The following is a 23,179-nucleotide window of genomic DNA, read 5'->3' on the forward strand; positions in this document are numbered from 1 at the left end:
CCCACCGCCCGCGCTCCTTCGCCAACGCACAACCGCCCACCCACCGCACTCCGTCCCTCTCTCTCCGCGACCGCGCGGGGAGAGAGCCGGAGAGAGGGGCCGTCTTATCCGAATCATCATTGCGTCCAAATAACAACGTCCGAAGTCCCGCAGGGACGACCGTCCTTAGCCCAGCAATTTATTGCTGGGTTCCCCTCCGTCGCAATTCAAGTCCCGCACGGGACGAAAGAAATCCTCACATCAATTTTCCCCAGCTACCACACCTGCAAAGACTTCTCATTAACCCCCAACTTCAGTTGGGGGAAATCATCATCAAAACAACTCACCTCTATCTCGAGCGCAGCGAGGCGAGCCCAAGCGAGCATCATCCTATCAGGCGCGCGAGTTCACCCCGCACAAAATTTCCCCCCAGCAATTTGCCGGGATTTCAATTCGAATCCGGTAAAAACATCACCACTCACCAATCTGCGATCTTTCACCACCCACCGCACTCCGCCCCTCTCGTCCCGCGCCCGCGTGCGGAGAGCCGGAAAGAGGGGCATCTTATTGGCCCAGGATGCTGCTCGCCGCTGACGTGATCACACTGCCCTTTGACCTTGCGAAGCGGTGCGCAAAAATTTAAGTTGAGTTCACCGATGTGGGCCTTGCTCAAAGAATTTTTTAAGTTTTCCCGGCAGGAAAAAAAATGGTGGTTGATTCCGCTCGTCCTGCTGCTGCTCGCGCTCGGCGCCATCATCATCTTCACGGCCAATTCCGGCATCGCCTGGATGATGTACCCGTTTATGTGACATGGCTGCGCTGCGTCATGTCCTCGGCCTTTCAGCCTACTACCACGATTCCGCCGCCGCCATTCTTCGCGATGGCGAAATCATCGCCGCCGCGCAGGAAGAACGCTTTACCCGCAAAAAAAACGATTCCGATTTCCCGCGCCATGCCGCTGAATTCTGCCTGCGCCAAGCCGGAATCCGCCGGGAGGATTTGGATGCCGTCGTCTTCTACGACAAACCGATTCTAAAATTCGCGCGCCTCCTCGAAACATATCTCGCGGTCGCGCCCGGCGGCTGGCGCACATTTCCCACCGTCCTTTCAAATTGGCTCGGCGAAAAACTGGATTTGCGCAAAGCCATCCGCGAAGAATTACCCGGTCTCCGTGCGAACTGTGAAATTCTTTTCACCGAGCATCATCAGGCGCACGCCGCCAGCGCATTTTATCCATCGCCCTTTTCCGAGGCGGCGATCCTCACGGTGGACGGCGTCGGCGAATGGGCCACGACCACCATTGGCCGCGGTCGCGGAAGCGAACTGACTTTGCTGAAGGAATTGCGTTTTCCGCATTCGCTGGGGCTGCTCTATTCGGCGTTCACGGACTATTGCGGATTTCGCATCAACTCCGGCGAATACAAATTAATGGGCCTCGCGCCCTATGGTGAACCAAAATACGCGGACATTATTTATCGCGAGTTACTCGACTTGAAAACCGACGGCTCATTTTGGCTAAACCTCGATTACTTCAATTTTTTGCACGGAACCACCATGACGAACGAGCGGTTCTATCGTTTGTTTGGCGGGCCGCCGCGCAAACCTGAAGCACCGCTTGAAAAACGCCACATGGACCTCGCGCGTTCGGTTCAGGTCGTTACCGAAGAAATCATGCTGCGCCTGGCGCGGCACGCGAAGGAATTGACCGGCGAAAAAAACCTGTGCCTGGCGGGTGGTGTCGCGCTGAACTGCGTTGCGAATGGACATATCTTGCGCGAGAAAATTTTTGAGCGCATTTGGATTCAGCCCGCAGCGGGAGATTCCGGCGGCGCGCTCGGCGCCGCGCTCGCGGCGTGGCATTCGTCCAACGGTGCGGCTTCGACAACATCCACTGAATCAAAAAAAGATTCCATGCGCGCCGCTTTGCTCGGCCCCGAATTTTCTGATGCCGAGATTGAAACCGTTTTGAAATCGCACGGCGCGGCATATTCGCGTTTAGAAAAGGAAGCTTTGCTCGATTTCACCGTGGATTTATTGAAATCCGAAAAAGTCATCGGCTGGTTTCAAGGACGAATGGAGTTCGGGCCGCGCGCATTAGGAAACCGCTCGATCCTCGGCGACGCGCGTTCACCACGAATGCAATCAGTGATGAACCTCAAAGTCAAATTTCGCGAATCGTTCCGGCCTTTCGCCCCCATTGTGCGACGCGAGCGCGTGGCGGATTATTTTGAACTGGATGTGGAGTCGCCCTACATGCTGCTCGTCGCACCCGTGAAAACAGAATTGCGCCGTCCTTTGCCGGCAAATATCAACGGCTTCGATTTGCTCAAAGAGATTCGTTCAACGCTGCCCGCGATCACGCACGTGGATTATTCCGCGCGCATCCAAACCGTCGAGCGCGAGGAACATCCGGTGCTGTACGATCTGTTATTGCGATTCGAGCACGCGACCGGCAGTGGCGTGCTCGTGAACACTTCATTCAACGTGCGCGGCGAACCCGTCGTCTGCTCGCCCGACGATGCCTATCGCTGTTTCATCAATACCGAGATGGATTATCTCATCCTGGGAAATTTCGTCATTGATCGCCTCGCACAACCGCAACGCCGTCCCGAACAAAAATTTATTCGCCAACCCGATTGATCAAATTACCGCGCATGAAATTAAAACTTAAAGAAGATCCAAAGGAATGGCGCAAGATAACCCTGCTGAGCGCCGCCGCGCTCGCGGTAATAAGTTCCTTACTGCGCTGGCGGCATCATTTGACCACGACCGTTTGGATTTCGTTGCTAATGATTTTGGCGGTCGTGATGTCACTCGCAGTCGCGCGCCCACGGATCTTTCGCGGGTATTATCGCGTGTCGAGTCGCATCGGTTTTGCAATCAGTCAATTTCTCGGCCGCGTGGTACTGGCGATATTCTTCATTTTGATTTTGACGCCTTTGGCCTTGATTTTCCGAATGCTGGGAAAAGACCCCTTGCGATTGAAGCGCGCGCCAACCGCGACGACTTACTGGCATCAAGCAAAAACTCCCGGTCCACTCGACAAAATGTTTTAATCAACTCCCCTAAGACAACGCGAAGTAGTTTGCTCAGAGCGCCCGCATTATTATATCGCGCAACTCTTCCGGCGTAAGCGAAATGGGATTGGCCTTCATGCTGCTCGCCTTCGCCGCGCGAGTAATTAATTCTTCGGCATCCGACTCAGAAATTCCATAGGTGCGCAATGGCGGAATATTAAGCTCGGAAACCAATTCACGAACCCAGCCGACGCCCTCACGCGCGCTGGCGGCCGGATTTCCCGTGAGCAATCGCGCAACTTCTTCATATCGGCGCAAAGCTCGATTTTGCGGTTCGCGCGATTGCAAAGCCGCCAGATTTTTCTCCATCACCTGTGGCAGCAACGCGGCGCAAACCGCCCCGTGCGGCGCAGAAAACATTCCACCAATCGGGCCAGCCAAACCATGCACCGCGCCAAGCCCCGCATTCGCGAGCGCCATCCCTCCCAACACACTCGCGAGCGACATATCTTCGCGGGCGTCGGCATTGCGCCCATCAGCGAAAGCCACGCGCAATGATCTCGAGGCGCACTTGATCCCTTCCACGCACAACGCGTCAATCATCGGATTGGCGCGCGAGCATACGTAAGGCTCGATGAGTTGCGTCAGCGCATCAAGACCCGTGCTGGCGGTGATGGCCGGCGGAAGCTCATGCGTCAATTCGGGATCAACCAACGCCACGCGCGGCAGCATAAGCGGGCTGCGCAAGCTGACTTTCGCGCGATGCGCGGGCGACGCGAGGACAGCATTGCGCGTGACTTCAGAGCCCGTCCCTGCAGTCGTCGGGATGGCAATGAATGGCAACGGCGCTTTCGTGAGCGGCTGGCCGCGCCCAATGATCTCAAGATAATCGAGCAACTCGCCGCCATTGGTCGCCATCGCGGCAATCGCCTTGCCGGAATCAAGCGCACTGCCGCCACCGATGGCAATGATGACATCGCATTTATTCTCACGCGCAAGAGCTGTCCCGCGCTCAATGATTTCCAAATCCGGTTCGCCGGGAATCGCGAAAGTAATGGCGCTAATTCCGCACGCGCGCAAAAGTTGAAGCAAAGGTTCGGCGCGAGTGCTATCGCGGCCAGTGACAACGAGCGCGCATTGTCCGAATTCGCGGGCGATGTTGCCCGCCTCGCGAATAACTCCGTTGCCGAAGACGATTCGGTTGGCGGTAGCGAATTCAAATTTTTCGGCCATGGTGAAATTATTTGCGGACCTTGGAGCGAATCGCAATTAATCGTTTCATCACACCGTGCAAATTTCCGCGCCAACTTTTTGTTCCGAAGGCATCGTGGATTTCGCGATAAACTTTATAAATCTCGCGGTAAACGGCGTGGTTTTTCGCGTTCGGCTTAAACACCCGAGGCTTGAGACCAGTCATCGCTTTTTGAGCATCCGCAAAATGATCATACCCGCCGAATTTTTTTCCGGCGACGACCGCGCCCGCAATCGCAGAGCCGAGCGCGCAAGTTTGCGCCGAGCGCGAAACTTTCATCGGCCGTCCCGTGACGTCCGCATAAATCTGCATGACGAGCAAATTTTTTTCAGCGATACCGCCGCAGTTGACCACTTCTCGGACCACCACGCCGTATTCCTCGAGCCGATTGATGATCGTGAGCGCACCAAAAGCGGTCGCTTCAATCAACGCGCGATAAATTTCGGCGGGCGTCGTGTAAAGCGTTTGACCCAGCAAAAGCCCCGTAAGCCGCTGGTCAACCAGGACGGTTCGATTCCCATTATTCCAGTCGAGCGCCAGTAGGCCGGATTCGCCCGGCCGCAATTTCGCAGCCGCATCGGTCAAGGCTTCGTGCAAACCCGCCTTGCCGCCGAGCGGCTGAATATAATTGACGAACCAGTTGAAAATATCGCCCACCGCCGATTGCCCGGCTTCGAGGCCGTAATAGCCGGGAAGAATGCTGCCGTTCACGATGCCGCAGAGCCCGGGAATATCCGCGAGTTTTTTTCCCAGTGGCACGATCATCGTATCGCAAGTGCTGGTGCCGATCGCCTTGACGAGCGTGCCCGGCTTGATGCCGCAGCCGACCGCGCCGAGGTGAGCATCAAACGCGCCGATGGCCACGGGCAATCCCACCGGCAAACCGGTGCGTTGCGCCCACGACTCCGTCAACCCGCCCGCCGCCCGATCAATCGTGTGAACGCGCGAACAAAGCTGCGAGCGCAAATTCGCCATGCGCTTGTCAAGACGCCCAAGAAATTTCGCGTCCGGATAACCACCCCACGAAGTGTTATACATCGCCTTGTGCCCGGCAGCGCAAACGCCCACCTGCAAAAGATCTGGCGCTTCCGTGCCCGTGAGCATGGCGGGAATCCAGTCCGCAAGCTCGACCCACGAATGCGCAGCGGCGAAGACCTTGGGATCAGCGCGAAGGCAGTGAAGAATTTTGCTGAAGAACCACTCGCTGCTGTAAGTGCCGCCGCACTTGGCCAGATATTCGGGGCGAATTTTCGCGGCGAGCGCGGTAATCTCTGCGGCTTCGGCGACGCCCGTGTGGTCTTTCCAAAGCCACGCCATCGCCGCAGGATTTTTTTCAAAGCGTTTATTGAGCGCGAGCGGATGGCCTTCGGCATCCACAGGAATCGGCGTGCTGCCGGTGGTATCCACGCCAAGGCCGATGACTTGATCGCCAGAAAAATCGCGGACATTTTCACGCGCGAAAGCGAGCGCTTCCTTGATCGCCACTTCCGTGCCTATGACATAATCGGCGGGATGCTGCCGCGCGAGATTCGGATCAGCGGAAAGAATGACGCCCTGATCGCCATGCGCATAATTCCAAACCGACGTGGCGATTTCGTTGCCATCAGCGACGCCCACGACCAACGCGCGAACAGAATTGGTTCCGTAATCGAGACCGATGGCGTATTTGGTGCCGGAATTTTTCATTCAAAATCGCTGGCTCAGTTTGCGCAAGCTGCCTGAAATGGGACGTGCGACGTTACTTTTGTTCTACATCGTTTGCAATATTACTTCGTGGTGGCTGACGGAATGGAATTGCGCTGGAGATCTTCGGGAGTGTTGAGGTTGATAAGCTGACGCACAAGGGCGGGTGGAGGAAGAAAAGTTTTCGCGCGAATTTTTTTTGCAAGAGACTGGAGGGAAAATTCTTTTGCGGCGATTTGAGCGGAGACGATTGATTCGGCGGCTTCGCAACGCAGCAAAATGGGAAAACCGGCGCGAGCATCTTCCTGGGCGAACAGCGCGGTAGTTTTTCTGTCGAATTGACGCAGCATCGCACGGAGGAGTTGCGGAGAAATGAATGGCATGTCGCAGGCGAGGAGAAAAATGGTTTCGGCGCGGGTGCGTTTGAGCGCGGTGAAGATGCCACCGAGCGGACCGCAGCGGGCGATGGCATCGCGGCGGATGACGCGGACGGGGACACGAAGCTGGCTCGCGGCGTCACGGACATGGCGAAGCATGGAACGCCGCCCGACGCGAACACGCGCCTTGTCGCGCCCCATGCGCGTGCTGAGGCCGCCGGCGAGGATGAAAATTTCGAGTTTGCGGCCGGGCATCATTTTATCGTCCAATTACGCACCCCCTTTTTAGGGGATACTTTGGCGAAGTTTATTCTGTTAGCGTGACTCCATCAACCCGCGTGTGGCCGAAATATCAAAGGTTCGCATCGGGCATATAATAAAATGAAACGATTTTTTTTGACGGTTCTCAGTCTTTCGCTCGCTTTGGTTCCGGCGTTCGCGCAGAGCAAGCACGCTCCCACTTCGCAATTTCCAACCTACGAAGGCCGCGTGATGGCGGGCTACCAGGGATGGTTTCGCGCGGAGGGTGACGGCTCCGGCCAGGGCTGGAGCCATTACAGCGAACGTGGAACGCTCACAGCGGCAAGTTTGCATCCCGATTTTTGGCCGGACGTTTCCGAGTACGAAAAAACTTATCCGACCTCGCTGACCAACAAAGACGGAAGCACCGTTCGCGTTTTCAGTTCGGTGGACCAAAGCACGACCGACCTGCATTTTAAATGGATGCAGCAATATGGAATTGACGGTGTTTTTGTGCAGCGATTCTACAGTGGATTGCGTTCGCCGGAAGGCCGCAAGCGCAGTCGGGTGGTTCTGGAAAATGCCATCCGCTCGTCGCAGAAATATGGCCGGGCGATTTCCGTGATGTACGACTTATCGGGACTGCGGAACCGCGGCGAGGAATGCACCGCTATCATTGATGACTGGAAAGAACTGGTTGACGATCTGAAAGTGACTTCGCAGGCGACGAACAATTATCTCTACCATCGCGGAAAGCCGCTGGTGGTGATCTGGGGCCTGGGATTTCCCGATCGCGGTTATGACATCCAAAAAATCGGCATCGAAAAGGTAATCAATTTTTTGAAGACCGACCCGCAATACGGTGGTTGTTCTGTGATGCTCGGTGTGCCGACTTATTTTCGCGACCTGAATGTGGATACCAATCCCGATCCGTATTTGCATAAATTGATCGAGATGTGCGACGTGGTGATGCCGTGGATGGTGCAGCGTTTCACGCCGCTGATTCACATGTTCGACGCGGGCCGTTATGAAGAGGAAGTAAAGGCGGACCTGGCCTGGTGCAACGAGCGGCATGTGGATTATGCGCCGTGCGTCTGCCCGGGTTTCAGTTGGTCGAACATGCACAATCACGGCCGTGGCGACAATGCGATGATTTTTCCGCTGAACCAAATCCCCCGTCAAAAAGGCCGTTTCTATTGGGAACAAATCAGCGACGCCGTTGACGCGAAAGCAAAGATGATTTATGTGGCAATGTTCGACGAAATGGATGAAGGCACGGCGATTTTGAAATGCGCCAATGAGCTTCCCGTGGGCGTCAAACTGTGCGATTACGAAGGCCTGCCCACCGACCATTATTTGTGGCTGACCGGCGAGGGCGGAAAAATGTTGCGCGGAGAGATTCCATTCTCGCGGCAAATTCCCGAAAGAACTGGCCAGACCGCCGCCGCTTCCGGCGCATCGGCGCGATAATTAATATCGGCCAATTCGGCGAACGAATTTGTTCAAACCAAATTCTTCGCGCCGAAATGCGGAACGCCGCACGAGCACGTAACGCCATTCTCGACAGCGGCGCTTAAGGGCGTCGCGGATTCGTCGGGATCGTAATTTAAATTGGGAGCAAGCCAGCGTTCGGTCGTGCGCAGATCCATGTCCTTGCGCAAGTGATAATCGAGCACCTGGTCGCGGTTGATTTTGCCGACGCCAAAATATTTGGATTCGGGATGCGCAAAATAAAGTCCGCTGACCGAACTGGCGGGCCACATCGCAAAACTTTCCGTGAGCTTGATGCCTGTCTGTTTCTCGGCATCGAGCAGTTGCCAAAGGATGCCTTTCTCCGTGTGGTCGGGACACGCGGGATAACCGGCGGCGGGACGGATGCCGCGGTATTGTTCCTTGATCAATTCTTCCTTCGTGAGATTTTCCGTTTTGCCGTAACCCCAATCTTCGCGGGCGCGTTTGTGCATATATTCCGCGAACGCTTCGGCCAGGCGGTCGGCGAGCGCCTTCGTCATGATCGAATTATAATCGTCATGGTCCTTCTCGAAATGTTTCGCCAGTTCATCCGTCCCGTGGCCGCTGGTGACAGCGAATGCGCCAAGATAATCGGCCAGGCCGGTGGATTTCGGCGCGATAAAATCGGAAAGCGAATGGTTGAACTGGCCGGCGGGCTTGTCCATCTGCTGGCGGAGCATGTGGAACGTCGTGAGCACTTTCGTCCGTGAATCATCGGTATAAAGCTCGATGTCATCGCCGACACTGTTCGCCGGAAAAAAGCCGTACACCGCGCGCGTGGTGAGAAGTTTTTCTTTGACGATGCGCTGCAAAAGTTTTTGCGCGTCGTCAAAAAGTTCCTTCGCCTTCGGATCGTCGAGAATCGAGGGATAACGCCCGCGCAATTCCCACGTATGGAAAAACGGCGACCAATCAATGAACGGTATAATCTCTTCAAGCGAAACATCCGTGAGCGTGCGAACACCGGTGAACGCCGGGCGCGGAATATCCGACGCGCGCCATTCGATGGGAGTGCGCAATTCACGGGCTCGCGCGATGCTCAGCAGCGGTTTGGTATCGCGCTGGGCGGCGTGTTCGATGCGTTGGCGTTCCTGCTCCACGCGATTTTTTTCCACGAACGCGGGCTTGAGCGCAGGATTGATCAAATTGCTGACCACGCCCACGGCGCGCGAGGCGTCGAGAACGTGAACGACGGGTTGATCGTAACCCGGCGCGATTTTCACCGACGTATGCGCGCGGCTGGTCGTCGCGCCGCCGATGAGCAGGGGAATCTCAAAGCCCTGGCGTTTCATTTCCTTGGCAACATGCGCCATCTCATCGAGCGACGGCGTGATGAGTCCGCTGACGCCGATGACATCCACCTTTTGTTCGCGCGCGGTCGCAAGAATTTTTTCGCACGAAACCATCACGCCAAGATCAATGACTTCGTAATTATTGCAGCCGAGCACGACGCCGACGATATTTTTGCCGATGTCATGAACATCGCCCTTGACCGTGGCCATTAAAATCTTGCCCTGCGCCCGGCCGCCGCCCGACCGGCGCTTTTCCTCTTCCATGAACGGCAAAAGATAGGCGACGGCTTTTTTCATCACGCGCGCGCTCTTGACGACCTGCGGCAAAAACATTTTACCCGCGCCAAATAAATCACCGACGACATTCATTCCGGCCATCAATGGCCCTTCGATGACCAGCAGCGGCTTGTCATATTTTTGGCGCGCTTCTTCGGTGTCCACGTCAATGAAATCCACGATGCCCTTCACGAGCGCGTGACTGAGGCGTTCTTCGACCGTGCCGTTGCGCCATTCGTCGGCCACGACTTCAGTCTTGCCCTTTTGTTTGACGGAATCGGCGAACTTGATGAGCCGCTCGGTGGCATCGGCGCGGCGATTGAGCAGAACGTCCTCGACAAGTTCGAGCAAGTCCTTGGGAATTTCCTCGTACACTTCCAGCATGCCCGCATTGACGATGCCCATGTCGAGCCCCGCCTTGATCGCATGATAAAGAAACGCCGAGTGCATCGCCTCGCGCACCACATTGTTGCCGCGAAACGAAAAAGAAATATTGCTGACGCCGCCGCTCACTTTGCAATGCGGCAGCGTCGCCTTGATGCGGCGCGTGGCTTCGATGAAATTGACCGCGTAATTATTATGCTCATCCATGCCCGTCGCGACGGTCAGGATGTTCGGATCAAAAATAATGTCCTGCGGCGGAATGCCCACTTGCTCCGTCAAAATCTTGTACGAACGCGTGCAGATTTCGAGTTTGCGTTCAATGGTGTCGGCCTGGCCCGATTCGTCAAAGGCCATCACCACGACCGCCGCGCCGTAGCGCTTGACGAGTCGCGCCTGGCTAATAAATTTTTCTTCGCCTTCTTTAAGACTGATCGAGTTCACGACCCCTTTGCCCTGAATGCACTTCACGCCAGCCTCGATCACCGACCATTTTGAACTATCCACCATGATCGGCACGCGCGCGATGTCCGGCTCCGAGGCGATGAGATTCAAAAAATGCGTCATCGCTTTTTCGGAATCGAGCATGCCCTCGTCCATGTTGATATCAATGATCTGCGCGCCGTTCTCGACCTGCTGCTTGGCCACGGCGATGGCTTCCTCAAACTGCCCCGCGAGAATGAGCTTTGAAAACTTGGGCGAGCCGGTGACGTTCGTGCGCTCGCCGATGTTGACGAAATTCGCGTCGGGCCGAAGCGTCAACGCTTCAAGGCCGCTAAGGCGCGTATAAGGTTCGACCTTCGGTACTTTGCGGCGGGGAATGCCCTTGACGGCTTCGGCTATTTTTTTGATGTGCGGCGGCGTAGTTCCGCAGCAGCCGCCGACGATATTCAGCCACCCGTTCTCACACCATTCGCGCAACTGCGGAGCGAGCGTTTCCGGCGTCTCGGGAAAGCCGGTGGGCAAAAGTGGATTCGGCAATCCCGCGTTCGGATAACAACTCACGTTGATAGGCGCAATCTTTGAAAGCTCCTCAATCAGCGGACGCATTTCCTCAGGACCGAGCGCGCAATTCATCCCGACACTCAAAAGCGGAACGTGCGAAATCGAATTGAAAAACGCCTCGACAGTTTGGCCAGTGACGCCGCGATTGCTGCCTTTTTGAATGAACGTAACCGAGGCGAGGATCGGGATTAGCGATTTACGATCGGACGGAGAATCGGCTGACTCGTCGGGTTGATAGGGCAGGGGAGCAAGGCCACGATCGTCCAATAACTTTTCAATGGCGAAGAACGCGGCCTTGGCGTTAAGCGTGTCGAAGATGGTTTCGACGAGCAGCAAGTCGGCGCCACCGTCGAGCAAACCTTTGGCATGTTCGTAATAAGCGGAAACCAGTTCGTCGTAAGTCGTGCCGCGCGCGGCGGAATTATTGACGTCAGTGGAAATGGAGGACGTGCGCGTCGTCGGCCCAATGGCGCCCGCGACAAAACAAATACGGCCCGGTTGCGCAGCCATGACTTTATCCGCGGCGCGGCGGGCGCATTGAGCCCCGGCTTTGGAAAGCTCGTACGCGAGCGGTTCCATTTTGTAATCCGCGAGCGAAATGGCTTGCGAATTGAAAGTGTTCGTCTCGATGATGTCTGCGCCCGCTTCGAGATACTGGCGGTGAATCGCCTCGATGATCTCCGGGCGCGTGATATTAAGGACGTCGTTATTGCCCTTGAGGTCTTTGTGCCAATCCTTGAAACGCTCGCCGCGAAACGCCGCTTCATCGAGCTTGTAAGTCTGGATCATCGTGCCCATCGCCCCGTCAATGATGACGATGCGCTCGCGCAAAAGGCGGTCAAGTTGCTCCGCTCGTGAAGATGATTGGCTATTTTGATTCACCAGGGGAGCATAACTTGTTCAGGACGTGTTGCAAGTGAAAAAATCAATATATCCTGATGCGTAGATATGTATTTAACATAGAATTGGAAAAGGTTGAGTGAGAGCTTTAATAAATTTTGCTGTGTATTGAAATAAATAAAAACGCCGCCGGCCTTGGGGGTTGGCCGACGGCGTCGTGGGGTGGGACAAGTTAGTTGTTGTTCTGGCCGGCGGGAGGCGGCGGGCGATGGCCGTCGCCGTCGGGACCGTCGTCAGGACCACCTTGTGGACGCGGTGGGCGAAGTTCGTCCATCGTCAATTTGCCGTCGCCATTCTTATCGAGCTTCAACAACGAAGTTGCGGCATTGGCAATTTCGTCAGCCGAGATGATGCCATCGCCATTCGTATCCAGCGCGGCAACGATGGGCGGAAGCGGGCGTTTGTGGTTATCGTCGCCGGGAGGAGGAACATCGGGGCCGCCGTTTCGATTGGGACGCTGAGGCATGTATTCGTCCTTCGTGAGTTGGCCGTCGCCATTTTTGTCGAGCGTCTTCAAGGCGGCGGGAGCGTTGGCAATTTCATCGGCTGAAATCACGCCGTCGTGATTGACATCAAGCGCCATGATGATCGGCATCGGCGGCGGGCGATGATGGCGTCCACCAGGACCGCCTTGTCCCGGACCGCCAGCCGGTGGAGGATTATCCGGGCCGCCGGAAGGTGGGCCGTCCTGGGCGAGGAGGGTGGATGCGGGCAGGCTCAAAGCCAGCGCGAAGATAATAAGTCGTTTTGCGTTCATGCTTGTTCTTTTGGTTATGTGGTTCCCGCCGTCGCAGTAATTTGTCCCGGTCGTAAACCAACTGTTACGTAATAATAGACGATAGGGATGTTAAGCTTATATGAGCACCGAACGGAAAATTGTAAAGCTAGTGTAAAAGTGGCGGCATATTTCCGAAGATTTGAATAGAGTGTGGGCGTCAGGCAGAATTTCCAGCGCACATATATATATGGCAACGCCAAATCAGGATCGCAATTCAACCGGCAACGCGGCCGACCGCACGCGCGTGCTGATCATTGATGACGATCGCAAATTATGCCGTCTCATCCGCGATTATCTTGAGCCGATGGGCTATGACATCGAGATGGCGCACACTGGGCCGGAAGGTTTGGAGAAAGCGCTGCGCGATTCTTTCAATGCGGTGATTCTTGATCTGATGTTGCCGGGCATGGATGGCTTTGAGGTGTTGAAAAAATTGCGGCACACATCGGACGTGCCCGTGCTCATGCTGACCGGGCGCGGCGAAGAGCCGGATCGCATCGTCGGATTGGAAATCGGCGCGGACGATTATTTGCCGAAAACTTTTTCCACGCGCGAATTGCTCGCACGACTGCGCGCCGTGACGCGTCGCGCCGGCCGGAAGGCTGCGGACAAATCAGACCCGGCACAGGAGATTGTGGTTGGACCGTTGCGAGTGCGCCCGGAGTCGCGCGTGGCTTTGCTGGATAATCAGTCGCTCGTGCTGACGCCCGTGGAATTTGATTTGCTCGCGTGCCTCGCACAAGCGAAAGGCCGCGTGAAAACGCGCGAGCAACTCCTCGATTCCATCAGCGACCGCAACTACGACGTGTTTGATCGCTCGATTGACGTGCATATTTCCGCGTTGCGCAAAAAACTCGGCGACGATCCAAAAAATCCACGCTTCATCCGCACGTTGCGCGTCGCGGGTTATCTGATGATTGACCCGGAAAACGATGTTTAACCGCGCGCTATGAAACTTAGATTTCCATTGTATGCGAAAATCCTCTGCTGGTTTTTCCTGAACGTCGTTTTTCTTTGCGCGGTATTTCTTGCCGTCGGGCGCGGGCAATTTCATTTTGGCCTCGATGCGCTCATCTCCGGCCCGGCGGGCGAGCGTTTTCAAAAAGTGACGCAACTGCTCACGGCGGAATTGCGCGACCGTCCGCAAACAAATTGGACCGGCGTGCTCAAGCAATTCAGCGATACCTACAACGTGCAATTTTATTTGTTCCGCAACGGCGAACAACTCGCGGGCGAAACGGTGAAGTTGCCGGACGAAGTGCGCGAGCGGGTAAATGAGCGCCGGGGGTTTGGGCCGCCCTCTCGGCATCAGCCCGGCCCACCCGACGAAGCTGACCGTCCGCCCAACGAGGATCGGCGGCCACCGGATGAATTCGCGCCGCCACCGCCACACGATCTTTCGCGTGATTCGACACCATCCGGTCCGTTGGAAAATCATCGGTTCATGATACATACAGCATCGCCAAGCCGTTACTGGGTGGTGACGCATTTCGTTATTCCCGACGCGGCGCGGCGGGCGCGACCGGAACCGATGGCGCTCGTGGCGGCATCGGAAAGCATGAGCGGCGGCGGTTTATTTTTCGATCTGACTTCGTGGATCATGGCGGGCGTGGCGGTGGTGGTGATTTCAGTCTTATTCTGGTTTCCGCTCGTGCGCGGAATTACACGTTCAATTTCGCGAATGACCGATGCGACTGAAAAAATCGCCGAGGGACATTTTGAAGTCCGCGCGCAAGTGCAGCGCAATGACGAACTGGGCTTGCTCAGTGACGCGATCAACCGCATGGCGATGCGCCTCTCGGGTTTTGTGGCCGGGCAGAAAAGATTTCTCGGCGATATTGCCCACGAGCTTTGTTCGCCGATTGCGCGCATCCAGGTGGCGCTCGCCATTTTAGAACAGCGCGCGGATGAAAAGCAAAAAAGCCAGCTTCAGGACTTGCGCGAGGAAGTCGAACAGATGTCGAATTTGGTGAATGAATTATTATCGTTCACCAAGGCGTCCATGGGCGGGGCGACTGTGAAGCTGCAAACTGTTTCAGTGAAAACGATTCTTGAAAAAGCCGTCGCCCGCGAATGCGCGCTGGGCGGCGGGACCGAAGTGAAGCTCGAGGTCGCGGAGGATTTGCAGATTAAAGGGGATGCGGATTTATTGCTGCGCGCGTTTGGAAATATTTTACGCAACGCGATTCATTACGCCGGCCAGGCCGGGCCGATCACGATCACAGCGTTGCGGGAAGAGACGCAAGTGCGGGTGAACGTCGAGGATTGCGGGCCGGGAATTCCCGAGGCCGCGATTGCACAGGTGTTCGATCCGTTTTATCGCGTGGATGTTTCACGGGCGCGGGAAACGGGTGGCGTGGGATTGGGATTGGCCATCGTCAAGACCTGCGTGGAATCGTGCGGCGGCACGGTGCGCTGTGAGAATCGCGCGGAAGGCGGACTACGCGTGGTGACGCAGTTCATCGCGGCGGAATAATATAATCAGGGCGATTTGCTCACGCAATTTACGGTTGCCATGAAAACGAATTGCAACGGCAGGCGCAAAAACAGGACAACTGCTATGATCGAAAATGTTTGCGTGCGCAAATTTTGAATGAGCATTTGCGCGTTGGCGGGAAGGACGGCGAGCAATAGTAGCATCAGGCCGATTCCCGAAAAACGCCGGGTGACGGCTGGCAGCAAACCTATGCCTCCAAGAATTTCAAATGCGCCACTGATATAAACCAACGCGAGCGGTTGCGGCAAATAAGGCGGCATGATGGTCAGATAAAATGCGGGCCTGACGAAATGCATCGCACCGGCGAAGACAAAAAGAATCGCGACCGCGACACGCGAAAAAAACTTGAGACGAGGGTAGCGTGGCGCGATTTCGGACATGGCGTCCGACGGTAACATCACCGGCGAGTGTGCGCCAGTTTATCGAAGTTCCGAACGCGTCGCGGATGAGAGCGGCAAAACAAGCGGTTCTTCGCACGCAGCTTCCGATGGGCAATTCGCGGGATGACGTCAAAATCCAGCGTAGTCCAGATTCCGACCTGGATCGTCGTGGATTTCGTTGTGGTTTTCCCGTTCATATTATCGTGACCCGGCGCGAGCCGGATGGTTACGAATCTTTTCGGCCTTCAATCATAAGAGGCGCGGAGAGGGAATATATTCCTGCCGGGTTTGCACTCGCATTTTGCGGACACTTGCGGCACACTGGTGAGTCATGGCTGGCAATGTGACAACAACAAATCTTTTCCACGCATGATTGAGGTGCGTCATGGATAGTTTTGAGGCGCGCGAAATTCTTGCGCTATATCGCCCGGGCGATACCAATCGCCTTGACCCGCGCATGGCCGAGGCGCTCGAACTTGCGCGCCACGATCCGCAGCTCGCGATCTGGTTCGGTCAGCATTGCGCTGCGCATGTGAAGCTTCCCATGGACGCCGCCGCCACGATTCCCTCGGCAACTGCTCCGGCAAAAACGGGACAGCCGTCCGATGCCGACGAGCACATCATTCCGCTCAACAAACCGGCGTTGTTCATGATCGGCGCGGCGATCCTGCTTTTGCTCGCGGCGTTTCTCTGGAAATCCTTTTCCAATCCGCCGCGAGATCCGTTCACGAGTTATCGCGATCGAATGGCCCGCCTTGTTCAACGCTCATTTCCCGTAAAAGTGGCGCTGACTGATCAGTCCCTGATCCGGCAATATTTTCGGAGCAACGGCGGCCCTTATGATTTTGTGATTCCGCGAAGCTTGGAAAAATTTCCCGGCGCCGGCGCCGCCGTGATGACGTGGCATGCGCAACCCGTTTCGATGTTCGGCCTGAATTTCGGCGTCAACACGAATCTCTATTTTTTCGTGATCAATAAATCCACCTTCACCGACCAGCCGTTTCCAATCACCAACCAGTTCAGTCGCGTGGGCCGCTTGATGACCGCGAGTTGGAGCGGCAGCAATTACGTCTATCTGCTCACCGGGCCAAACGACACCACCACCCTGCAAAATCTTCTCGCGCAGCAGCCGTAAACATTTCCACGCTTGAAGGGCTGTGGTGTTTCGGCAATTCTCGGCGGACATGAATTCCAAACCAACGGCCGCATCGGGCGGCCATTATCGCTGGGTCATCTGCGGCCTGCTGCTCTTTTCCACGACGGTTAATTACATGGATCGGCAGGTCATCGGTTACCTCAAGGAATTCTTTTGCCTGCCGGCCAATCAAGGCGGCTTCGGTTGGAGCAATACGGATTATGCCAATATCATCGCGGCGTTCACGGCGTTTTACGCGGGCATCACCGTGATCATGGGCTGGGTGATTGACAAGATCGGCACGAAGCTCGGCCTCGCCCTGTGTCTCATCATCTGGTCGGTGTTTGGAATTGCAAACGCTTTCGTGGGGCGAATGGTCCTGGCGCATGCGCTGGTGAGAAGCGCGTTCGGAATCGGCGAAGCTGGAAATTTCCCGGCATCCATCAAGACGGTGGCCGAATGGTTTCCGAAACGCGAACGCGCCTTGGCGACGGGCGTGTTCAACAGCGGTTCAAACATCGGCGCGATGATCAGTGCGTTGTTCGTTCCGGGATGCCTCGCCTTTTTCGGTTATCAGACTGGCTGGAAAGCGGCTTATATCATCACGGGAACGGTGGGATTCATTTGGCTGATATTCTGGTTCTGGCTTTATGATATTCCATCGCGGCAACGGCGATTGTCCAAGGCGGAATTCGATTACATTCATAGCGACGATGCGATTGAGCCATTGAAAAGCGACACCGGGCCGACGCCGAAAGTTTCGTGGCTGCTGCTGTTCAGCCACCGGCAGACGTGGGCATTTTTCTTCGGCAAATTTTTTACCGACGGCGTATGGTGGTTCTATCTTTTCTGGCTGCCGGATTATTTGCACAAGCAATTTAATATGACTAAAGGGCAGGTGATGTTGCCGACATTCGTTGTATATGGAGTGGCAATCTTTGGGAGCATCTATGGCGGCAGCTTGCCCATGACGCTGATGAAACGGGGCATGGAACTTTACAAGGCGCGCATGACGGCGATGCTGATCATTGCGTTATTCCCGCTGGCGGTGTTATTCACGCAATTTTTCGGAAACGTGGATCGCTTCGGCAACACGCTTGCAGCCCTATTGGCGGTAGGAACGATTTGCATTGCGGCGGCGGCACATCAGGCGTGGTCGGCAAATTTGTTCACGACGGTCTCGGACATGTTTCCAAAAAAGGCGGTCGGCTCCGTCACCGGCATCGGCGCGATGGCGGGCGGATTGGGCGGGGTGCTGGTGCAGAAAATCGCAGGGGCGTTGACGGATGCTTTCAAAGCGACACCGCAAACGGCTTACTTGATTATGTTCATCACGTGTGCGCTGAGCTACTTGCTGGCGTGGGGAATTATGAAAGCGCTTGTGCCAAGGTTTGAGTTGGTGAAATTGGGGCAAAGGTGACCGATTTGAGATTTCGCTACAATTATTGCGGATGACCGCCAGCCCGGCGGCTTATTGATTAAGCAGCGACATCTTATGATTTGTGCTCCATTTTTTGAGGAGGTATAAAGCATTCTACAAGCTCTCGTGGAAAATTACGATCCTGAAGCCAAGTCCCGGTATCTTTCGATGCTTTTTTAAAAAGAGCCTGCATACGCCGCTTTTGAAAAATAAGTGCAGGATGAGAATAGCCCAGTTCATTACCGAAATAGGTCCAGCTAATACAGGCTAAAACCCCATGCTCCTTCCAAGCCACAAATGGGGCAGCTATTCCGCAGGTTCTTTTTCCACCTGCACTTCCGGCGGGTTCTTCCCAAAAAAAATAGTCCCCATTTATAACAGAATCGTGCATAGATTTGTCTAAAGTCTCCAACATTTGGAGGGCGTTCTTGCACATGGCTATAAACTCTGCGCTTCCATAAAAAGAAGTCCGCTCAAGGTGAAGACAATGATATTTCGCAATTTTGCAACGAACCGTCCAGAAGACTCTGTCCAATGGAAACACGACCTGAGCGAATAGCATTTTGAAACTGAACATATACCACTTCCTGATAGCTTGTTGTGTGGCTAAACTATCGTTCGCGCCGCCAATTTATTCAAGTTTTGCGATACGAAGATTATAAAAATTTGACAGGCATGGGTGATGCGCCTTCAAATTTGCAGGAACACGTTATGATGATGACGCGTATACCAGTTATAACGGATGCAGGCCAATGGTACCTTTGAGTTGCGTGAGATATTCGGGAGATTTGACCGAATGATAAGTATCCCACGCGGATTCGAGGCGTGTTTCGATATTCAGACGTTCAGCTTCCTCCGTATAATTCTTCTTCTTCAAGAAATTCTGGAGGTAGGTGGCGTGGTTGTGCCACAGGCGGACATCGGATTGTTGTTTCGCATTCAGGCGTTTCGCGTACCAATCGCTGCCGAGGACATTTTCGCGGGAAAAAAGCGCACGGAAGTCGGGATGATTAATGTCGCGCCCTTCATACTGGCCGTGGACCATGATGTGCAGAAGAGCCTTGAGCGGCGGACACGCCATTTCGATGCTGCCATCATTGAAATAACTTTGTGCCGTGCGTTTGTGCGTGCCAACGATGTTGTCCACGCCATCCGTGAAGGCGGCGAGGTCCTGCTTTTCCGGACGCAACATTTCCTCAGTGAACACGGCGTGCGGATAATTGAAGACGCGCCCAAAAAATGTCCGCACAAAACTCGCCGTCATTCGATAACCGAGGCGGCTGGCGAGAATTTTTTGGCCGTTCACTTCCATGTCTTCGCATTTCTCGAAAAAGCCGTTGTGAATCAAAAACTCGGGATGCCGCTCGTCGGCATCCATGCGGCACCAGACTTCGGGAATCAAAAGGCTGATGTCATGATCCACGCGCACATTCGGACCGACACACGCCGCCGAGGAAATGAAAGCGTCATAACCGGTGAGCGCGTAGGAAACGAGCGCGGCATTCAAATCGAGAATGGGCGGCAGCGCATTAAACGGGCCTTTGGTCATCGCGCCTTCCGAACCGGCGCCGGTCGTGGACGGAGATTTGCCGGTCATGCTGGAAATAAATTCCATGAACAACTCGGGCAGCGGTAAATAATGGATGGGATTGAAGACTGCGAGCGAACGGATTTGTGCGGCGGCGTCGGGCGGATTATTGCGCCGGCCAGGCATGACGGCATTGACCGGCGTGTACACCGGTGAATCAAGCGAAATGCGGCGCTGCAAGCGCGTGGCCATTTGCGCGAGATAAGCATCGCGCGGATTCACGAGGTCGGGACGCCGCTGGAGATAGCGTGGATTTTTTGAAGGAGAACCATCCACCAAACGCGGATGCGCCGACGAGACGAAATAATCCGGCCCGGCGGCTTTCAGCATCCCGAGAATCAGCGTCTGCATCGGCTCGGTAAATCTCACGAAGCCAATGGAGTCCTCAACCAATGAACGCGCGCCTTCGGCATTGAGCGGCTCGAAGTTGGAAAGAAAATTTCCCGGCTGCGCGAGGTCGTGCTCGGTCTGTTTGTCATAGCCGCGAACGATGGCGTCGTCGGGCCGCTGGAATAGCCGTTGTTCGCAATTCTTCACGAATTTGACCGAAGGATTGTGGTAATCGATGTTCAGATTTTTTAATGCTTCAGCCGGAACCACCACCGACGCGGTGATGTCGTCCTCCATCTGCAATTTCGTGGCTGGATGAAAATCCTTGCGCAACCCAAACACGCGCCACGCGCCGTCCGAGTCGTAGCCGACGCGCAGAAAATTGGAAATGAGCTTGCGACCGTCGCATTTCAATTCGTTGCCGGGCGTGCCGTTGATGATGTCCACGCTGAAATGCTCGCGCCACTTTTCGCCCCACGCGGGTTTGTAAAAGCGCTTCACCACAAAGATCAGTTCGAGAATGTATTGCGAAATCGAACTGAGAAAGTCGTTGAACTCGTCGGAATAATCTTTGAGGGACGGCGTGAATAATTTGATGACCGAACCGAGCGAGCGTTCCGGGCTGAGCAGTTCGCGGCGGTCAGCGCCATTCTTCGCGGGATCGCGAAAGCGATCGGAATAATCGCGGCGCAATAATTTCGCGACCGCGTTGAAATCCTTTTTGAAATCCGCGACAAAGACCGGGCCCTGGATGATAGCATCGCTGATGGGCTTGGAGATTTCCGATTTGCCACCGCCGGAGACGGTGCACGGTTTGTGGCACAGTGTGGGTTCGGCCTGAGTGCCGACGAGACGCCAGGCGCGTCCCGGAGGCTTTTCCATTTGGACTTTGTAACCGGACGGGCGCATGTAAATTTTATCCGCCAGCAATTTGATCGAATGCTCGCCGTTTGGCCCGGGCCAGGTGACTTTTTGTTTTTGAAGATCAAAGCGCACGCCGCGCGGAACATAAATGATCTCGGGAAATTTTTTATCAATCGCGTAACCCTCCGGCTGCAAATCCATCGCCTCGCCGGATAGGGCGATCACTTCCTCGAAGGAATGGCCGCGATAATGAACATGCTTGTCGGAATCAAATTCCTCGCCGAGATCGTAACTCGCATACACCAGCGCACCGCCCGCGTGTTCCTCTTCGCAAAGGCCAAAAAGATTCGCGGCGTAACCGATCTGCGTCTTCACTTCTTTTTTGCAATAGCCGTAATAATTGTCGGCAATGACCGTGACAATGACGCCGCGTTCGTCGCGCGCCGTGAGCTTGAAAGCCGAACCGCGATTATACAGTTCATTTTCATCCTTCCAGCACATGCCGTCGCGACGCTGGCGTTCAGTGGCGTTTTCCCATGTGGGCAAACCGAGAAACTTTTTGGTGACCTTCGTGAGGTGCGGCGCGAGGACGATGCAACCCGTATGGCCGGTCCAATGCTGGACATCAAGGCCCGCGTCGTTCTCGGGCAGAAACGGATCGCCCGCGTTGCCGAAAATACTTTCGACGAAATCGAGATTGCTGACGAGATTGCCGGGCGCAAAGAAACGAATTTCCATCGTCTTCTCCTCGGTGAAACCTTCGACCGCCGGACAGACAATAGGCCGCAGCAAAAGCGAAACGAAACATTCCGCTTGTTCACGTTGGGTCGAAGTGAAAGGCAGCCGCAACAATTCACGCGGTGGCTGGAAAGCGATTTGCAACAACTTCGCGAAAGCGGTTTTCGGCACGGCGAGCTTGTCGTCGGGAATCGGCAGGCCGCCTTCAGCTACATGGAAAACTCCCTGGGTCGTGCGGCGGTCCTTGGCGGGATTGTGCAGCACGCCCTGGCGCAAACGATAGGAACTGGTGATGTCCGAAACGAATTCATCGCAATCAGGTGGCAGCGAGAGTTCGCGCGCGAGGCCGGGGCTATCGAGAACAAACGTGCGCGCCGGCCATTTGAGTTCGAGGCCGGTGTCGTAGAGATAATCGCGCAAAAAATGGTCAATGCGCCAATCCGCCGGGCAGAGATAATCCGCCAGCAGGCGCATGGTTTCTTTTTGGCGCGAGAACATCGGTCCGGCGAGACCGGGCAAACCGGAGGCGCTGCTGCCGCCAAAAGTCGGGCAGCCGGTCATCGCGAGACGGAGATTGATGCCTTCGATCAAGGCGGCGTCGGGACGGCCGACGCGATGTGAGAGAGCGGGAGAATTTTCGTTGCTATTGGTCTTCATAAGGGAAGCCGGGGTTCATTCAATGGGATGACATCCACTGCCACTTTGAGCGTGTGTTCTCCGCTGCCGAGAAGCACGCCGCGAATCGGACTGACGTCGCTGAAGTCACGGCCCCAGGCGATCGTCACGTGGCGGTTGGAAGGCAAAAGGTTGTTGGTCGGGTCCACATCTACCCAGCCCGTGCCGGGACAGAAAAATGAGATCCACGCATGCGAGGCATCAGCTCCGGCAAGGCGCGGTTTGCCGGGCGGCGGATCGGTTTCCAGATAACCGCTGACATAGCGCGCGGGAATTCCCATCGAGCGCAAACAGGCAATTTCCAAATGCGCAAAATCCTGGCAAACGCCACGGCGATTTTTTAAAACTTCATCCAGCGGCGTCGCGATGGTCGTGGCCTTGGAATCGAATTTGAATTCGCGATGAATGCGCGCCGTAAGATCCAGCACGGCTTCGAGAATGGGACATTCCTCAGTAAATGACGGTTCGGCATACGCCGCGAATTCAGGCTGGCGTTTGATGTGCGGCGAAGGATAGGTGAACTCCGCTGATTGGACCGCATCCACGCCGTTGAGGTCGCGAACTTTTTCCCAGGCTGGCGTCAGATCAGGTTCGGGCGGCGCAACCGTCGTGACATTGACGCGGCTGCGCGAAGTGATGACGAGATGGCGATGAGAACCTTCGACCGTGACGAACGCCATTTGATTGCCGAAATAATCGGCGTGGGTTTTGATCGCGGCGGGTTGCGGCTGAATAACCAGTTCGGTGGAGAGGCATTGCTGGCGCGGCAATTCGCGCGGCTGAAGGCGCAGCGTGTGGTGCGAAAGCGAAACCGAATTATTATATTCGTAAGTTGTAGTATGGGCGAGATCGTAAATCAT

At 55.4% G+C, this 23,179-nt stretch carries 17 protein-coding genes; 8 read left to right on the forward strand and 9 right to left on the reverse strand.

What is annotated here, in order from left to right; translation table 11 throughout:
• Positions 1–623 precede the first annotated feature (623 nt).
• The 3 genes from VH413_00945 to VH413_00955 are packed head-to-tail and all read left to right on the forward strand — an operon-like array spanning position 624 to position 3,035.
• Complete coding sequence (locus tag VH413_00945; GenBank protein HEX3797237.1) at positions 624–788, forward strand: DUF5989 family protein; 165 nt, start codon at positions 624–626, stop codon at positions 786–788.
• Between the two features lie 10 nt (positions 789–798).
• Positions 799–2,619 (forward strand): carbamoyltransferase, encoded by a 1,821-nt coding sequence (locus VH413_00950; GenBank protein ID HEX3797238.1) that lies wholly within the window; start codon positions 799–801, stop codon positions 2,617–2,619.
• Positions 2,620–2,633: 14 nt separating this feature from the next.
• Positions 2,634–3,035 (forward strand): SxtJ family membrane protein, encoded by a 402-nt coding sequence (locus VH413_00955; protein ID HEX3797239.1) that lies wholly within the window; start codon positions 2,634–2,636, stop codon positions 3,033–3,035.
• Between the two features lie 33 nt (positions 3,036–3,068).
• Here VH413_00955 and VH413_00960 read toward each other — a convergent pair whose 3' ends face one another.
• The 3 genes from VH413_00960 to VH413_00970 all read right to left on the reverse strand — a co-directional run bounded on the left by VH413_00960 (position 3,069) and on the right by VH413_00970 (position 6,566).
• Positions 3,069–4,229, reverse strand: a complete 1,161-nt coding sequence (locus tag VH413_00960; GenBank protein ID HEX3797240.1) for an iron-containing alcohol dehydrogenase — start codon at positions 4,227–4,229, stop codon at positions 3,069–3,071.
• A 7-nt stretch (positions 4,230–4,236) separates the two neighbouring features.
• Complete coding sequence (locus VH413_00965; GenBank protein ID HEX3797241.1) at positions 4,237–5,934, reverse strand: ribulokinase; 1,698 nt, start codon at positions 5,932–5,934, stop codon at positions 4,237–4,239.
• Positions 5,935–6,014: 80 nt separating this feature from the next.
• Complete coding sequence (locus tag VH413_00970; GenBank protein ID HEX3797242.1) at positions 6,015–6,566, reverse strand: molybdenum cofactor guanylyltransferase; 552 nt, start codon at positions 6,564–6,566, stop codon at positions 6,015–6,017.
• Positions 6,567–6,689: 123 nt separating this feature from the next.
• Between VH413_00970 and VH413_00975 the strand changes: the two genes are divergently transcribed.
• On the forward strand, positions 6,690–8,018 hold the full coding sequence (locus VH413_00975; GenBank protein HEX3797243.1) for a glycoside hydrolase family 71/99-like protein: 1,329 nt from the start codon (positions 6,690–6,692) through the stop codon (positions 8,016–8,018).
• Between the two features lie 32 nt (positions 8,019–8,050).
• Here the strand turns inward: VH413_00975 and metH are convergent, their stop codons facing one another.
• Positions 8,051–11,896 carry a methionine synthase gene (gene metH / locus VH413_00980; protein HEX3797244.1) on the reverse strand — a complete coding sequence of 1,282 codons (3,846 nt, stop codon included), beginning with the start codon at positions 11,894–11,896 and terminating at the stop codon, positions 8,051–8,053.
• Between the two features lie 190 nt (positions 11,897–12,086).
• Positions 12,087–12,671, reverse strand: a complete 585-nt coding sequence (locus tag VH413_00985) for an EF-hand domain-containing protein (protein ID HEX3797245.1) — start codon at positions 12,669–12,671, stop codon at positions 12,087–12,089.
• Between the two features lie 208 nt (positions 12,672–12,879).
• On the opposite strand from VH413_00985, the gene VH413_00990 reads away from it, so the two are divergent.
• A complete protein-coding gene (locus VH413_00990) occupies positions 12,880–13,632 on the forward strand; it encodes a response regulator transcription factor (GenBank protein ID HEX3797246.1) in 753 nt (250 codons plus the stop codon).
• A gap of 9 nt (positions 13,633–13,641) precedes the next feature.
• Complete coding sequence (locus tag VH413_00995) at positions 13,642–15,168, forward strand: HAMP domain-containing sensor histidine kinase (GenBank protein ID HEX3797247.1); 1,527 nt, start codon at positions 13,642–13,644, stop codon at positions 15,166–15,168.
• 5 nt (positions 15,169–15,173) lie between these two features.
• Here VH413_00995 and VH413_01000 read toward each other — a convergent pair whose 3' ends face one another.
• Positions 15,174–15,569 (reverse strand): DoxX family membrane protein, encoded by a 396-nt coding sequence (locus tag VH413_01000; GenBank protein ID HEX3797248.1) that lies wholly within the window; start codon positions 15,567–15,569, stop codon positions 15,174–15,176.
• Between the two features lie 385 nt (positions 15,570–15,954).
• Here VH413_01000 and VH413_01005 point away from each other — a divergent pair, with 385 nt between their 5' ends.
• Positions 15,955–16,704: a hypothetical protein gene (locus VH413_01005; protein HEX3797249.1), complete on the forward strand. Its 750-nt coding sequence runs from the start codon at positions 15,955–15,957 to the stop codon at positions 16,702–16,704.
• A 49-nt stretch (positions 16,705–16,753) separates the two neighbouring features.
• Positions 16,754–18,124, forward strand: a complete 1,371-nt coding sequence (locus tag VH413_01010; protein ID HEX3797250.1) for an MFS transporter — start codon at positions 16,754–16,756, stop codon at positions 18,122–18,124.
• A 73-nt stretch (positions 18,125–18,197) separates the two neighbouring features.
• On the opposite strand, the gene VH413_01015 is transcribed toward VH413_01010, so the two are convergent.
• From VH413_01015 to VH413_01025, 3 genes are all read right to left on the reverse strand, one after another.
• Entirely contained in the window at positions 18,198–18,515 is a 318-nt protein-coding gene (locus VH413_01015; protein ID HEX3797251.1) for a hypothetical protein, read from the reverse strand.
• A 342-nt stretch (positions 18,516–18,857) separates the two neighbouring features.
• Positions 18,858–22,301 (reverse strand): hypothetical protein, encoded by a 3,444-nt coding sequence (locus tag VH413_01020; protein HEX3797252.1) that lies wholly within the window; start codon positions 22,299–22,301, stop codon positions 18,858–18,860.
• Entirely contained in the window at positions 22,298–23,179 is an 882-nt protein-coding gene (locus tag VH413_01025) for a transglutaminase family protein (GenBank protein HEX3797253.1), read from the reverse strand. The genes VH413_01020 and VH413_01025 overlap by 4 nt, the downstream gene beginning before the upstream one ends.

This window comes from Verrucomicrobiia bacterium (assembly GCA_036268055.1).
Lineage (GTDB): Bacteria > Verrucomicrobiota > Verrucomicrobiia > Limisphaerales > Pedosphaeraceae > DATAUW01.

Excerpts from the sequence above, each read along its gene's own strand:
- VH413_00970 (HEX3797242.1), bottom strand. The coding sequence starts at position 6,566 with ATGATGCCCGGCCGCAAACTCGAAATTTTCATCCTCGCCGGCGGCCTC.
- VH413_00955 (HEX3797239.1), top strand. The coding sequence starts at position 2,634 with ATGAAATTAAAACTTAAAGAAGATCCAAAGGAATGGCGCAAGATAACC.
- VH413_01000 (HEX3797248.1), bottom strand. The coding sequence starts at position 15,569 with ATGTCCGAAATCGCGCCACGCTACCCTCGTCTCAAGTTTTTTTCGCGT.
- VH413_00975 (HEX3797243.1), top strand. The coding sequence starts at position 6,690 with ATGAAACGATTTTTTTTGACGGTTCTCAGTCTTTCGCTCGCTTTGGTT.
- VH413_01015 (HEX3797251.1), bottom strand. The coding sequence starts at position 18,515 with ATGCACGATTCTGTTATAAATGGGGACTATTTTTTTTGGGAAGAACCC.
- VH413_00965 (HEX3797241.1), bottom strand. The coding sequence starts at position 5,934 with ATGAAAAATTCCGGCACCAAATACGCCATCGGTCTCGATTACGGAACC.
- VH413_00985 (HEX3797245.1), bottom strand. The coding sequence starts at position 12,671 with ATGAACGCAAAACGACTTATTATCTTCGCGCTGGCTTTGAGCCTGCCC.
- VH413_00990 (HEX3797246.1), top strand. The coding sequence starts at position 12,880 with ATGGCAACGCCAAATCAGGATCGCAATTCAACCGGCAACGCGGCCGAC.
- VH413_00960 (HEX3797240.1), bottom strand. The coding sequence starts at position 4,229 with ATGGCCGAAAAATTTGAATTCGCTACCGCCAACCGAATCGTCTTCGGC.
- VH413_01005 (HEX3797249.1), top strand. The coding sequence starts at position 15,955 with ATGGATAGTTTTGAGGCGCGCGAAATTCTTGCGCTATATCGCCCGGGC.
- VH413_01020 (HEX3797252.1), bottom strand. The coding sequence starts at position 22,301 with ATGAAGACCAATAGCAACGAAAATTCTCCCGCTCTCTCACATCGCGTC.
- VH413_01010 (HEX3797250.1), top strand. The coding sequence starts at position 16,754 with ATGAATTCCAAACCAACGGCCGCATCGGGCGGCCATTATCGCTGGGTC.
- VH413_00995 (HEX3797247.1), top strand. The coding sequence starts at position 13,642 with ATGAAACTTAGATTTCCATTGTATGCGAAAATCCTCTGCTGGTTTTTC.
- VH413_01025 (HEX3797253.1), bottom strand. The coding sequence starts at position 23,179 with ATGATTTACGATCTCGCCCATACTACAACTTACGAATATAATAATTCG.